Here is a 13,671-nt window from a genome sequence, read left to right as displayed (position 1 = left end):
GGCGCCTTTATTCTTTGTTCAGGCCTGTTTAAAATCGAGAATATAGGTGATCTTTGCAGTGCCGTTTTGATCAGGCATAATCGTATAGCATGTCAGCTGATAGACGCCTTGCGGGATGTCGCATGACAATTTCTTGGATAGGACGCTTGCAATTTCGACCCCGTCATGAAGCACGTCGAAAGAAACGGTGACGCGCCTGTTAAAGGAGGGAACCTGTTCCTGGACATTCAAACGGACTTCTACTAAAGATGAGGTATTATCGAGAGCTTCAAACGAGACCGCGTGTTCTCCCGTTGTGTAGCCTCTTTTAATATCCTCGTCTGTCCAATCCATAACGGGCGGCTTTCCGCCTTTTTGATAAACGGTAAACTGATGGTATGACATCGTCATTTCTTGTGCTTCCCACTTTTTGATCAAAGAACGTACCTCCAGTGTTATTTAATCTTGAAAAGTATTTTCGTACCGTCCGGATAATCGCTTACCTGATTGCCCACCCAAGACCCTGCTCCGCGGTTATCAGATGGACTGATATACTCGACGGAAGCACCTGTTCCGCCTTCTTCGCACATGGCCATCGGCCACTCGTCGCGGTCATAGCCAGATTTGGAAGGAACATCTTTTAACGATTCCTTTCGGCGTTCGTCGGCTCCGTCCCTGTCGATCGTGCAGATTTTGGAATGCCCTTTTTTGATGGCCTTTCGAATGTGTGCGCCTGTTTCAGGATAGCGGTCCGACGGAAAAATCAGCACTTCATCATAGTTTGAGCCGTTTTGCCGGCCTGAAGGCTGGTGTTCTGAAGTGAAAAAGTCGCCGGATATAATGCCGATGATCACGACGGCGACGGCGAGCAAGGTGATCAGCAAAGATTTAATCTTGTCCATTCTTGTTGTCCTGCTTTCTTCTAAGTTAAATCATTCGGCCGCAGCGGGCCGGAAGTAAATACAACTTTATTATCGTAAAAATGATTTGAGAAATAAAGGGGAGATTAATAGGTTTTTCCTCTTGAAAAGCTGAGCTTCCGTCTATCATATCGATTTTTTAACTGTTTTGACGGCAGTTTAGAAGGTTTTAAATGTTCAAAATCTAATTTTCTTATGTGAAAGAAAAACTTTCGAGCCCCCTTTATCAAGCTTTCTTGCGCGAATGATATGAAATATAAGACAGAAAAGGAGCTGATCGAGTTGCTTCGCAAGCTGTTGAAGGCACTTCAAAACGGTAAAAACCGGCGATACAGCAGCAGTGATTACGGACGGAAATCATACAAAAAATACAGCAGCAGTGATTATAAAAGAAAAGGGTACGGTCATCACCATTACAAAAGAAAGCATAAGAAATTTACCGGCAGCAGCTAAATCGGTGAAAACATTGATGAGATGGCTGTTTGACCGCCCGCTCAAAAAAGGAACCGTCTTGGAGGGGAGATATCGAATCAACCGTGTTCTCGGGATGGGCAGCTACGGCATCACATATCTTGCCGAAGAACTCGGGAGAGCCGGTTTCCGCGTCATCAAGCAGCAGAGAAAGACAAAAGCATGGACATCAGCCGGCCGGCGGTCTTTCGAGCGCGAGGCTGAAATTTTGCGGGAATTGGATCTGCCTGCCGCGCCCCGTATATATGAGGTGCTTCAAACGGACGGCGAGCGGTTTATCGTAATGGAGTATATCGAAGGAAAAACGTTTGAAGATTTGCTCTTTTATGATGGGCATGTCTTTGATGAACAGCAAACGATCAGCATATTGAAGGAAGTGCTTCACAGCGTTTCACTTCTTCACAGGAGAGGGATTATTCACCGCGATTTGAGAATCCCCAATTTGATTGTGAGTGAAGGAACGATCCGCATTATAGATTTCGGACTGGCATGCCATCTGACTGAAAGAGAACGTGTTGATGACCGGCACCCGGAAAAAAGGCTGATGCGTGCTGTTTCAGTCAAAAGTGACTTTTATGCGCTGGGGCATTTCGCATTGTTTCTCCTGTACTCCGGGTTTACTCCGTCCGGCCAGGAAGAAAAATGCTGGGAAGAAGAGCTCAGCCTATCGCCTTGGCTTAAATCTGTTCTGCGGAAAATGCTGCAGATTGATCTCCCATATGAGCGTGCAGAAGAGATTATCGGCGATTTGACTTCCTGTACGCCGGAAAAGAAGAAGCTGCCGTTTTAACGGCAGCCTTTATTCCCTGCTATTTCATTTTGACTTCCCCGATGAGCTGATGCAAATCTTCAGCCAGTTTGGAGAGTTCATTTGCAGAGGCGGTGACTTCTTGCATAGCCGCAAACTGCTCTTCTGTCAGACCTGCGACTTGTTGTGAATGATCTGATGTTTCCTGGACTTCTTTTGAGATTGCTGCAAATGACGCTGTGATGTTTTGAATGCTTTGCGATATATGCTGGGCAGCGGAAGATAAGTCGGAATTTCTTACGCTGGACTCTTCCATTAAGCCGACAATAGATTCAAACGTTCTTTTGTTCTGTTCGATCATTTTGACGCCGTTGACCGCTTCCGTTTTCACTGCCATGATTGAATCGGTTGTGGTTGCGATTTCTGATTGAATCCCTGAAATGAGATGGGAGATTTGATTGGCTGATTGCTGCGACTGTTCAGCAAGACTGCGTACTTCTTCCGCAACGACGGCGAAACCTTTTCCGTGTTCTCCTGCTCTTGCAGCTTCTATTGAAGCGTTTAAGGCGAGCAGGTTGGTTTGATCGGCAATCTCCGTGATCGCTTTTGAAATGCTGCCGATTTCATGTGATCTTGTATTAAGCATTTCAATGATTTCTCCGCTTTCATGGACCGATTGATGCATTGTGTGAATTTGCTGCATCGTTTCGGAGATATCTTTTGCCCCCTGTTTTGCTTTTTCGCGGGCGTATTGGCTTTTCTCAGAAAGGACCGCAGCGTTTTCGGATATGTTTTGAATATCGGCGGAAGCTTGCTCAATTGCTTGTTTGCTGCCTGCTATCCCTGATGTCTGCATTTCGGACGAGCTTGCAACATGCTGGACGGCTTCGGTGATTTTTTCAGAAGCAAGGCTTGTTTCTTCAGCGCCAGATGTCAATTGATCAGAAGCGGCAGCTACACTGTGCGACGACTGTGAAATTTTTTGCATCAGACGGTTTAAGTTGTCATTCATTTGATTGAAATGATGTGACAAGTCGCCGAGTTCATCTGTCGAATCATCCTGGATCTCGGTCGTCAAGTTGCCGCTGCCCGCCTGTTCAAAAGCATGAGTCAGCTTCCTGAGCCTTCTGTTGATCCTTTTGGTGAATATGAGGACAAGCAAAATGGAGATGATGATTGAAGCAGTCAGAACGATAGCAAAAATTTTCAGGAACGATTGAAGAGTGCTTGTGATCATATCCTGGTTGGCCCCTGTATAAAAGATGCCGATAACTTCACCGCTTTTGTCCTTGATCGGCATATATGCCGTTTGATATGTTTTTCCCGCTACATCAGCTTTTCCATAAAAGTTTTTTCCTTCTTTTAAAACCGCATTTGCTACCTCCGAAGACACTTTCGTTCCAACAGCGCGTTTTCCGTCTACAGTCACATTTGTAGATACGCGAGTGTCATATTGAAAGATGGTAACCGTGTCTTTCGTATCATTGCCGATTTGATCGACGAGTTCTTCATTTCCGTTGATCAGGGTCGAACCTTTGTAGAGCCTGTCTTCTTTCACTTCCCAATCCCCTTCGAGAGACTCATTCAAATAACGGTAGCTCAATTTCAAATCGCTTTTGGCTTTTTCTGTCGCCATCTGTTCTAACTCTTTTGAAAGCTGTTTGATAATGAAAATCCCGAGTGCTGACGAAAAGATCAAAATAACGGCCAACACGAGAAGATTGATTTTTGTCCCCAATTTCAGCTTAAATCGCTTTTTCTTCACTGCTTTTCCCCCTTTTGTTTCACCTGTATATACAATATCGGTTAAAACGGGGGCGTTTTGACAAGATGAAAAAGAAAACCCCGTTTGTGAAAACGGAGTTTTGGACGATCTGAAAGCCTAATGTTCCTCTGCTTTTTCGGCTTTTCCTGTTTCATACTGTTTTTGTTTATTTGCGATGTAGCTTCTGGCCTCTTGATGCATCCGATGTTTCAGTTTGTAGACTTCGCTGTTTTGATAGATATGTGAATTGTAGTTTAGCGGAGATGCATTTTTCCCTTTTCCTGTTGCGTCGATCAAGGCGGAGTAGTCGGTCTGGATCATTTGCTGAATTTGCTCAGAGGCCGAGTATTCTCTTTTGAGCAGCCCGTCAAGATCCTCGACAGCTTTAATTGTGTCTTTTCTGTTTTGGTTTGCAGCATCGAGCTGCTGTTTGATTTCATCGGATGAGAACGGCTGTAACGATATTAAATCATCAATCTGTCCTAAAATATTCGACAGTTCTTGTTGCTGTGCGGAGACCATGTTTTGAGAGTGAATGTGGACATTTGCAAGCTCCTGTTCAAGAAATTGAACATCAACGAATGTGTTCTCTGAAAGTCCGGCATTTTCGGCAGCAGCAGATACACCGTTCAGAAACTGAATCTGCATATCAGCTAAATCCAGCCAGCCGTCTACGATCCCTGATTGGTCTCTGTAAAACGCTTTAATGGCATCGGCGCCTTTTCCTTGGAACTCATCAAGTTCTGCGACGCTGTTTAACGATTTTTTTAAGCTGACGAGCTGTTCTCTCAAGTTTTTATATTCATCAGATCTTTGCTTCATAGCTGATAATAGGGTTTCCGCTTCGTAGACTTTCATTGGAAATCTGCCCTTCCTGCGACTTATTTAGTACAGAGTGTACCACTTTGTCACAGGGGATTGGGCAATAAATCCTGAATATCCATGAAAATGAATCTTTGTGATCAAATTTTCAAGCTCTTTAGGCTTTTTGTCGTAATGGGAGACTTTTGTTTTAGTGGTTAATTAGTCCTTTATATGGCGGGGTTGTGTCGTCGGACCGAAGAAAAGCAGAACACCAAAAATATGAAATACTGTGAACAACACAATTAAAAATGTGATTTTATGGTATCTTAAAATAAAATATTAAATAAAAAAGACTCGGAATATTGTAATTAAACATAATTGACTACTTTCTCATGCTTGATTAGTATGATAGTAAAATATTTAAAAAAAAGGATATTTTTAAAAGGGGGGGATCGGGATTGAATGAAGAAGGTTACCGGCTTGGAATTGATATTGGAGGAACTTTTACCGATCTTACATTGTTAAACCAGGCGGACGGGAGCATGACCGCAGTTAAAACGCCGACCGTTCCCGAAGATCCGGCTCAAGGGATCATCAACGGCTTGGCTCTCTTGAAGACCCAGGGTGTTCACCCTTCAGAAATTCATCACTTCGTACACGGCATGACAATCGGTTTGAACACATTATTACAACGCAAAGGGGCTGATATTGCTTTATTCGTAACCGAAGGTTTCCGTGATATTCTTTCGCTTCAACGCCTCCGGCTTCCGATACCGTACGATTTTAGATCGAGAATGCCGGAGCCCCTTATTCCCCGGAAAAACGTATTTCCCATTCAAGAAAGAATGCTTTATGACGGCTCTGAAAAGCTGCCGCTCCATATGGAACAGATCGATGAGGCGGTTGGACAAGTTTTAAGAAAAGGCTTGAAAGGAATCGTTGTTTCTTTTTTGCACAGCTATCGGAATCCGCTTCATGAACGCCAGGCTGCAGAACGGATCAGACAAATAGCACCTGAGCTTGAGGTGGCAACGTCTGCGGAGCTTTGGCCGCAAATGAGGGAATACGAACGGACGGTTATGGCCGTCGCGAACCTATACATCAAACCGAATGTCCATCACTACTTTCGAACGTTGAAAGAGAGGCTTGCCCTGGAAGGAATTTCAGCGCAGCCGTTTATCACCCAGTCTAACGGAGGACTGATGGACATTGAATCGGCTGCCGAGGCACCTGTCAAAACGCTTTTTTCCGGACCGGCTGCAGGGGTCATCGGAGCCATCAGAACGGCGGAAGCCGCCGGAGAGGCGAACATCATCACATTTGATGTCGGAGGAACTAGCGCGGATATTTCGATTGTTGAAGAAGGGGAGCCGACTTTTACACAGTCAAATCAAATCTCTGGATTTCCGATTCCGATTCCGTCTGTAGCGATGTATTCGATCGGTGCCGGCGGAGGATCGGTGGCATGGATTGACAGCGGCGGTCTCCTGAAAGTAGGACCGGAGTCAGTTGGATCTGATCCGGGGCCGGCTTGTTACGGAAAAGGAACAAAGGCCGCACTTACAGATGCGTTTCTTATATGTCATTATTTAAATCCAAACCGATTTGCATCAGGAAATATGAAACTGTACCGGGAAAGATCCGAAGAAGCGCTCCTCCCGGTTGCCGAGTATTTAGGCACAGATGTGGAGCGGGCCGCAGATAAGATGATTCAGGTTGCGCTTGCCAATATGTATACGGAACTAAGCAATGTTATGGAGCAAAACGGGTTTGACCCGCGTGAATTCAGCCTCATGGCCTTTGGAGGCGCAGGACCGGTCACGGCTAATTTTTTGGCTGAGGAAATTCAGGCCAAAAATGTGCTGATCCCACCGCATCCGGGAACCTTGTCCGCTTTAGGCGCACTGACGGCGGATTTTATTTATGATGCTGTATGTTCAAGACAGGTGTTGCTTGAACAAATAAAAACGGCCGAGTTAAAAGCAGAGTTTGTGAGGCTGCAAGAGCAAGCGGAAACATGGCTGCGGAAACAACAGGCGGAGTTGCTGACGGAAACCTCTCTTCTTTACTTGCTTGATGCCCGTTATAAAGGTCAGGCATACGAAATTGAGCTCCTTGTTTCACCGGAATACCTGGAAGGCAAAAGCACGCGTGAAATCGCGGACTCCTTTCACCTCTTACATGAAAAGCAATATGGACACAGCGATGAGAAAGCAAGCATTGAGTTGATGAATATGCGCGTCCGCATCATAGGCAAGACACCGAAGCCGCCAGGCGGAAAAGGAGGCCGAAGTGAGCTGCCCGAAGCTGAACCGGTCAGCCAAAGAAAGATCATCATAAAAGGCGGTATATATCAAGCCGCTGTATACCGACGTTCAGATTTAAGGTGCGGACAGAGATTAAATGGGCCGGCCATTGTTGAGCAGGATGATACAACGACGCTGATTTTGCCAAATTGGAGCGGAAAAACCGATCATGCCGGAAATTTGATCATTGAACGGAAGGAGAGCTGACCATGCGCACAGATCCTGCCCGGCTGGAAATGATGAGAAGCTACTTTAACGCGATAGCCGCGGGAATGGGACACGTTATTGAACGGACGTCCTTTACCACATTTGTAAAAGAATCGGCCGATTTCGCTACTGCGCTTGCGACGCCGGAAGGGGAGTTTTTTGTTTATCCGAAAACGGTCGGCGTCACGATTTTTTTAGGGCTTTCATTAAAACGGATCATCGAAGAAAGCGGCCCGTTTGAACCGGGAGACATTATCCTCACAAACGATCCCTATACAACGGACGGATTGGCGACCCACTTGCCTGATATACATGTGGTGAAGCCGATTTTCATGGAGGGCGAGGTCATCAGTTATGCGTGGTGTTTTGTCCATTGCAGCGATGTCGGCGGCCTTGTTCCGGCAAGCATTTCGCCGACAGCGACAGACATCCATCAGGAAGGCCTGAGAATACCGCCGGTAAGAATTTACAAAGCGGGAAGAGAAAATCGCGATATATTGAATGTGCTGCGGGCAAACAGCAGGGTTCCCGACTTAAATGAAGGGGATATTCATGCGATGGTGGCCGCGGTCAATACGGCGGAGAACCGATTGACAGAGATGGTCGGCAAGTTTGGAAAAGAAGCGGTCCAACAAGGAATGGATGATTTGCTCGAACAAGCAGCGATGAGAGCCGGCCGGGTGATCAGCGGGATTCCGGAAGGCACATATAGTTTTTCAGATTATCTTGATGACGATATGATTTCTGACGTTCCGATCCGCTTGGCTGTTACGGCAAACGTCACGGGAGGGGAAATCACATTGGACTTTTCAGACTGTGATCCCCAGGTGAAAACCGCATTTAACCTTGTCACTAATGGAAGCAAACATTCTTTTCTATTTCAGGGCCTGATCAACTTTATCATAAGTGAAGACCCGTATATTCCGGTTAACGGGGGACTGACAAGGCCGATCAAAGTTATCGCTCCGAAAGGTACGCTCGTTCATCCGGAATATCCAGCGGCCGTCGGCATTCGTCATTCGATTACGATGAGACTTTATAATGCCGTACTGGGCGCTTTGGGCAAGGCGCTTCCGAAAGCTGTGCCTGCAGCAGGTGCCGGTCAGTCAGCGATTGTCGTACTGTCGGTTCCCGACGAATCAACGGGCGGCCGGAAGATGTCGGTGGTCGAACCGATGGGAGGCGGAGGCGGCGGCCAGCATGACATGGACGGAGCAGACGGTATTGATCATGCATCCGGATTTTTGAAAAATACGCCGATTGAAAGCCTTGAACAGCACATTGACATCCATGTCCGCCGCTATGAACTGATTAAAGATACCGCCGGAGCCGGTTTTCACAGGGGCGGCCATGCAATCGGGCTGGAGTTTGAAGCGGCGGCGCCAGAATCAATTGTGACCGCAAGAGGGATGGAGAGAATGCGATTTCATCCGTGGGGGCTCGCCGGGGGAACGGCAGGAGCGCTCGGACGGGTGCGTCTTTATCCGGAGCAGCCTCAGGAGAAAACGATTTCGAAGATCGACGTTCTAAAGCTCAACAAAGGGGATGTTATCAGCATTCATTCGCCTGGCGGCGGAGGCTGGGGAGATCCATACAGCCGGGAAGCTGAATCGATTTTGAGAGAAGTTGAAGCGGGCTTGCTGAGCCCGGAAGCGGCCTATCACCAATACGGCGCGGCTGTAAAAGAAAACGAGGCAGGCTCCTTCATTATTGATCTGCAAGAAACAGCTGAAATCAGAAAAAAGAAAGCAGGCGAACCTCGGAAACATTGGGATTTCGGGCTTGCCAGAGAAGAATACGAACGGTGCTGGACAGAGGAAGCCAGCAGCACATTGGCCCGGCTTCTGCGCCAGCTTCCGGCTCATCAAAGATCACATGTTAAACATTTAGTCCACCGTTATTTTTCAAAAGAACATAACGGTCCGATCAGCAAAGGCGACGTTGCGGCCGCTGTGGAAAAACTGGCCGGCAAAAATAACACGGGAATGGTGAGATGACAATGAAAAGTAAAATTTCTGCTTTATTTATTCTGTCTCTTGTAGCGGTGCTCCTTCTTTCGGGCTGCGGCGGAAACGGAAGTCAGAAAAGCAAACAATCAGATACAGTCGTGATCGGCGTCTATGGAGGCGATTGGGAAAAACATATTAAGCCTAGCCTTGAATCTTTTGAAAAAGAAACAGGGCTGAAGGTCAAAGTCGTCGCAGGGACAGACTCTGAGTGGTTTACAAAGCTCAAAGCTGCAAATGGCAGAAATGCTCCGTATGATCTCTTAATCCTGCAGCCGGATACAATTCACAGGGCACAGTCGGCGGGATTGCTGGCGCCGATCGATCAGGAAAAGGTTCCAAATGTCCGCGATCTGTATCATTCCGTTCAGAAACGCTTCACTGATGATGGAAAGCAGTATGCGGCCGGTTTCAGTATGGGGCAGCTCGGAATTGTCTACCGAAAGGACCTTGTACCGCAGGAGCCTAAACGCTGGACGGATCTTTGGAACAGCAGCTATAAAGGTCATGTGGCCATATCATCGCCGGCTTATTCGGCGGGACTTCAGTTTTTTGTAGGATTAATCAATGCCCAGGGCGGCCTGGAGTCAAATGGGAAAGACGTCGATAAAGCGTTTAACAGTTTGGCGGATTTAAAGAACAACATAACGGCCTATCCCGATAATCCGGGCTCGATACAAACGCTTTTGGAACGCGGGGATGCATGGGTTGTCCCGTTTTGGGACGGACGCGCTTTTTCTTTGCAGGATGCCGGTCTTGACCTGGGATTTGCATACCCCGAGGAAGGTGCCGTCGCAGCCGTTGCAAGCTGGGCTTTGATGAAAGGAAGCCCTAATCAGGATAACGCATACAAGCTGTTAAATCACCTGCTCAGTCCAAAAGTGCAAGGAGATTTTGCCGATAGAACATTTTACGGCATGGCCAATAAAAAAGTGAAATACAGCGATAAATTAAAAGGAAAGATTAAAGTGGGGGAGGACTATTACAGGAATTTAAAATGGGTTGACTATGAAGTAGCGGCAAAAGATCTGGGCGATTGGACAAATCGCTGGAATCAAGTACTTGGCGGAAAATAGGTGACAAACATGAGCGCAATTCAGATTCAGCATGTCAGCCGGCATTTCGGAAACACCATCGCATTGGAAGACGTACAGCTTGAAGTCAAAGAAGGGGAATTTTTCTCTCTCCTCGGTCCGAGCGGCTGCGGAAAGTCAACGCTCCTTCATATCATTGCCGGGTTCCTTGAACCGACGTCAGGGTTTGTATATATAGGAGGACGAGATGTAACTGATTTGCCGCCATACGACCGACATATCGGAATGGTTTTTCAGGATTATGCTTTATTCCCGCATCTCAGCGTATTTGACAATGTTGCATACGGATTGAAAGTTCGAAAATGGCCCCGCCGCAAGATTGAAGAACGGGTGATGGAAAGTCTCGCTCTTGTCAGGCTTGAAGCGTTTGCTAATCGCATGCCCCGTCAGCTGAGCGGGGGCCAGCAGCAGCGGGTGGCGATTGCCCGGGCATTGGCGATTCAGCCGTCTGTGCTATTGCTAGACGAGCCGCTGAGCAACCTGGATGCGAAACTTCGAAAAGAAATGCAGACGGAGCTGCGCAGCATCCAAAAACGCGTCGGCATTACAACGATTTTAGTGACGCACGATCAGGAGGAGGCTTTAAGCTTATCGGACAGAATTGGAATCCTCGGCTGCGGCAGGCTTCAGCAGCTCGGCGTTCCGTTGGACGTGTACCGCACGCCTGCTAATCAATTTGTCGCCGAATTTATCGGACAGGTCAATTTGCTGAAAGCGCGTGCGTCGGAGATACAGCCTTCATCAGGCGGTTATGGCTATGAAGCGGTCGATTTCGAAATATATGAAGGTGTTCCGCTGACTTTTGAGATCAGCCGGAATCTATTGAAAAAATCCTCTGTATTGTTTATGGTACGGCCCGAGAGAATCTCAGTCTCTTTCAAGAAGCTGAAGAACAGGCTGATTGAAATGCCTGCAACGATAACAGAAGTCAGTTATGCCGGACATGCTCTCAGGCTGAAAGCCGCTGTTTTCAAAGGAGAATGGATCATTCAGGCGCCCGATCCTCAATTTCCAAGATTGCCGAAGGCGGGAGATCAAGTGTATCTTTCTTTGGAGCCGGACGATTTTGTTCCGCTGGATGTAAAGGAGGATGCAGATGGGTGCTCTTGAACAAAAACGGTTTTATTGGGTTTTGCTTGTTCCCGTCCTTTTATTTCTCGGCGTTTTTCTCGTGTTGCCGCTTGTTCTGCTGCTGTTATTAAGTTTCAGAGACGTGGACGCTATGATGAATACGCTCGATACGTACAGTTTTTCTCAATATGTCGAAGTGTTCTCTTCGGACATTTATTTGAAAACAATCGGTATAACGCTTTGGACGGCGTTGAAGACCACTGTATTATGCCTTGTGATGGCGTATCCGGCGGCATATTTACTCGTAAAGGCGCCAACCGGCAGGCTGCGGGCTTTGTTTTATATATTGCTTGTTTCCCCTTTATTGACCAGTGTTGTCATTCGGACGTTTTCCTGGATTGTGCTGCTTTCGCAAAACGGGATCGTCAATGAGGCGCTAATCAGCATGAAGCTGATTGAAAAGCCCGTGCCGCTTTTATGGAATATGAACGCCGTCATCATCGCATATGTCCAGGTTATGCTGCCGTTTGCTGTGCTGCCGCTCGCCGGTTCTTTAAGCGAAATGAAACGGGATCTTAAATTTGCTTCGATGAGCCTTGGAGCGGGGAGGCTGCGGACATTTTTTTTCGTGACCTTGCCGATGACGGTACCAGGATTGCTGACAGGAGCAATGATCGTGTTTTCCCTTTCGGCCGGAAGCTATATTACGCCTCTTCTCGTCGGCGGAAGGATGCAGCCGCTGCTGCCGTTATCAATCTATCAGCAGGTCATGCAAGTCTTTCATCTTCCTCTTGCAGCGGCCATGTCGATTACTTTATTAGCCGTTGTCAGCGTGGTTATTGGAATCCTTGGCTTTTTCCAAAAGCGTTGGGAGGCGAGAATAAATGGGTAGACGATTGCGCTGTTTGTCTGGGGGAAAGTGGATTGATGCGTGTGTTTGGGCGGCGGGTTTATTGGTATACCTTTTTTTGGCGCTGCCTGTTTTTGTGATTATATTGTCGGCTTTCAGCCCTGACGAATATCCGAAGTTCCCGCCATCAGGCGTCTCGCTGCGCTGGTTTGCCGGAGTTTTCAGCAGCAGCGGCTGGATGGAATCGATTTGGGTCAGCGGTATGCTGCTCCTCGTTGTAACGCCTCTTGCGGTGATCCTTGGAACAGTTGCAGCCTATGCATTGGCGCGGCTGAACTTTCCTGGAAAACAGGCGATTCAGGCTTTTATTTTATCGCCGTTGATGATTCCCCAAATCGCATTAGGCGTGTCATTTCTCTATTTATTGACAATGTTTGGGATAAACGGCACATTTGCCGGGCTGGCCGCCGGGCATATGCTGATCAGCCTTCCGTATGTCTTACGGACGGTCGGCGTCAGCATGGCGAACGTGGATCCGAAGCTTGAACTGGCGTCCATGAATCTCGGCGCAGGTCCCTGGTATACCTTTTTTCATGTTACCTTGCCGCTCATTAAACCGGGAATCATTGCGGGAGCCGTGTTTGCCGCTGTGACGTCATTCGGGGAAGTATCCATCAGTCTGTTTGTTTCTTCACCTGCTGTCACGCCTGTACCGGTGCGCACGTTCAGCTATATTGACCAGACGTTTGATCCGAGCGTTAATGCGATTTCGGTTATTTTTATCACAGTTTCAGTGATCGCGCTGATCATCATCGAGCGGACGATCGGGCTTTCAAAAACCGTGTAGCAGGCGAAACTCAGCCTGCTTTTTTGTATGGAACACCGGAAGTATTTCAAGATACCGTTTAGGATGAGACAGTTCAGCGATTTTTCGTTCTGCTTCAAAGTTTTTGCAAGCTGTTTGTCTTTTCTCGTCAGTTTAAACGGCCGGGTAAAAGAAACGTTTTATTTGAATGAACATTGTAAAAGGAAATGCCTGAGCCTTAACGGATTTTCATGATTTAAGGCTGTTTTTTTAATATTTTAATATACTCTTTATCTAGGATTTGGAATTTTTTGCGGAATTAAGCGATTTTTTTCGTTTTCCCGCATATTTTTTTATTGATTTCGGGATCGCGCATTAACATTCATGGATGACATTCGGCATCCCGCATGAAACTTTTCACCTATTTTTCGGTGAAAAAAACAAAATTTTCATTTAAAGTGAACTGTGAGCAGAAAATGAATTTATATCAATAAAAGCAGATAAAGGCAAACCTGCGGAAACGCAGGGACGCAAAGCCATGGCCTAAGGTACTGACGGTGCTACGGTTGACAGGTTGCCGAATAAACAGGGAGTTCGCCCGTTTTTATTCGGGTGGGCTCTTTTCTTTTTATTTCCAATATAATG

Annotated in this window: 12 protein-coding genes and 1 riboswitch; of the genes, 8 read left to right on the top strand and 4 right to left on the bottom strand. The window is 47.0% G+C overall.

The genetic code is table 11. The features are described 5' to 3' along the window. Window positions 1-18: 18 nt before the first annotated feature. Together MST20_RS16700 and MST20_RS16695 are read right to left on the bottom strand one after the other, a co-directional pair. The gene (locus MST20_RS16700) at window positions 19-417 is read right to left on the bottom strand and encodes a competence protein ComJ (protein WP_243943607.1); all 399 of its coding nucleotides are present in this window, start codon (window positions 415-417) and stop codon (window positions 19-21) included. 17 nt (window positions 418-434) lie between these two features. Then, a complete protein-coding gene (locus MST20_RS16695; protein WP_243943606.1) occupies window positions 435-881 on the bottom strand; it encodes a NucA/NucB deoxyribonuclease domain-containing protein in 447 nt (148 codons plus the stop codon). 267 nt (window positions 882-1,148) lie between these two features. Here MST20_RS16695 and MST20_RS16690 point away from each other — a divergent pair, with 267 nt between their 5' ends. Together MST20_RS16690 and MST20_RS16685 are read left to right on the top strand one after the other, a co-directional pair. Beyond that, window positions 1,149-1,352 carry a hypothetical protein gene (locus MST20_RS16690; RefSeq protein WP_125897646.1) on the top strand — a complete coding sequence of 68 codons (204 nt, stop codon included), beginning with the start codon at window positions 1,149-1,151 and terminating at the stop codon, window positions 1,350-1,352. A 4-nt stretch (window positions 1,353-1,356) separates the two neighbouring features. Beyond that, window positions 1,357-2,160: a serine/threonine protein kinase gene (locus MST20_RS16685; protein ID WP_243943605.1), complete on the top strand. Its 804-nt coding sequence runs from the start codon at window positions 1,357-1,359 to the stop codon at window positions 2,158-2,160. A 19-nt stretch (window positions 2,161-2,179) separates the two neighbouring features. On the opposite strand, the gene MST20_RS16680 is transcribed toward MST20_RS16685, so the two are convergent. Both MST20_RS16680 and MST20_RS16675 read right to left on the bottom strand, forming a co-directional pair. Beyond that, window positions 2,180-3,883, bottom strand: a complete 1,704-nt coding sequence (locus MST20_RS16680) for a methyl-accepting chemotaxis protein (RefSeq protein WP_243943604.1) — start codon at window positions 3,881-3,883, stop codon at window positions 2,180-2,182. 117 nt (window positions 3,884-4,000) lie between these two features. After that, window positions 4,001-4,741, bottom strand: a complete 741-nt coding sequence (locus MST20_RS16675) for a ribonuclease YeeF family protein (protein WP_243943603.1) — start codon at window positions 4,739-4,741, stop codon at window positions 4,001-4,003. Between the two features lie 404 nt (window positions 4,742-5,145). On the opposite strand from MST20_RS16675, the gene MST20_RS16670 reads away from it, so the two are divergent. From MST20_RS16670 to MST20_RS16645, 6 genes are read left to right on the top strand one after another with little or no spacing between them, the layout of a single operon-like run. Beyond that, on the top strand, window positions 5,146-7,200 hold the full coding sequence (locus tag MST20_RS16670; RefSeq protein WP_243943602.1) for a hydantoinase/oxoprolinase family protein: 2,055 nt from the start codon (window positions 5,146-5,148) through the stop codon (window positions 7,198-7,200). A 2-nt stretch (window positions 7,201-7,202) separates the two neighbouring features. Further along, complete coding sequence (locus MST20_RS16665; RefSeq protein ID WP_243943601.1) at window positions 7,203-9,197, top strand: hydantoinase B/oxoprolinase family protein; 1,995 nt, start codon at window positions 7,203-7,205, stop codon at window positions 9,195-9,197. Continuing rightward, window positions 9,194-10,282 (top strand): ABC transporter substrate-binding protein, encoded by a 1,089-nt coding sequence (locus MST20_RS16660; RefSeq protein WP_409365373.1) that lies wholly within the window; start codon window positions 9,194-9,196, stop codon window positions 10,280-10,282. The genes MST20_RS16665 and MST20_RS16660 overlap by 4 nt, the downstream gene beginning before the upstream one ends. A gap of 9 nt (window positions 10,283-10,291) precedes the next feature. Further along, on the top strand, window positions 10,292-11,410 hold the full coding sequence (locus MST20_RS16655) for an ABC transporter ATP-binding protein (RefSeq protein ID WP_243943597.1): 1,119 nt from the start codon (window positions 10,292-10,294) through the stop codon (window positions 11,408-11,410). Next, a complete protein-coding gene (locus tag MST20_RS16650; protein ID WP_243943595.1) occupies window positions 11,397-12,263 on the top strand; it encodes an ABC transporter permease in 867 nt (288 codons plus the stop codon). Before MST20_RS16655 ends, MST20_RS16650 begins: the two co-directional genes overlap by 14 nt. Then, on the top strand, window positions 12,256-13,068 hold the full coding sequence (locus tag MST20_RS16645) for an ABC transporter permease (RefSeq protein WP_243943593.1): 813 nt from the start codon (window positions 12,256-12,258) through the stop codon (window positions 13,066-13,068). Before MST20_RS16650 ends, MST20_RS16645 begins: the two co-directional genes overlap by 8 nt. 453 nt (window positions 13,069-13,521) lie before the next feature. Beyond that, a riboswitch (cyclic di-GMP riboswitch) is annotated at window positions 13,522-13,608 on the top strand. Window positions 13,609-13,671: the final 63 nt, after the last annotated feature.

The organism is Bacillus sp. B19-2, assembly GCF_022832475.1.
Classification (GTDB): Bacteria; Bacillota; Bacilli; order Bacillales; family Bacillaceae; genus Bacillus; species Bacillus paralicheniformis.
Note: the sequence above shows the minus strand (reverse complement) of the source record. Positions and strands in the feature narration are given on the sequence as shown.

What these genes read in the sequence shown, in the direction of transcription:
- MST20_RS16690 (WP_125897646.1), top strand. Translation starts at nt 1,149, where the DNA reads ATGAAATATAAGACAGAAAAGGAGCTGATCGAGTTGCTTCGCAAGCTG.
- MST20_RS16655 (WP_243943597.1), top strand. Translation starts at nt 10,292, where the DNA reads ATGAGCGCAATTCAGATTCAGCATGTCAGCCGGCATTTCGGAAACACC.
- MST20_RS16650 (WP_243943595.1), top strand. Translation starts at nt 11,397, where the DNA reads ATGGGTGCTCTTGAACAAAAACGGTTTTATTGGGTTTTGCTTGTTCCC.
- MST20_RS16660 (WP_409365373.1), top strand. Translation starts at nt 9,194, where the DNA reads ATGACAATGAAAAGTAAAATTTCTGCTTTATTTATTCTGTCTCTTGTA.
- MST20_RS16695 (WP_243943606.1), bottom strand. Translation starts at nt 881, where the DNA reads ATGGACAAGATTAAATCTTTGCTGATCACCTTGCTCGCCGTCGCCGTC.
- MST20_RS16675 (WP_243943603.1), bottom strand. Translation starts at nt 4,741, where the DNA reads ATGAAAGTCTACGAAGCGGAAACCCTATTATCAGCTATGAAGCAAAGA.
- MST20_RS16665 (WP_243943601.1), top strand. Translation starts at nt 7,203, where the DNA reads ATGCGCACAGATCCTGCCCGGCTGGAAATGATGAGAAGCTACTTTAAC.
- MST20_RS16645 (WP_243943593.1), top strand. Translation starts at nt 12,256, where the DNA reads ATGGGTAGACGATTGCGCTGTTTGTCTGGGGGAAAGTGGATTGATGCG.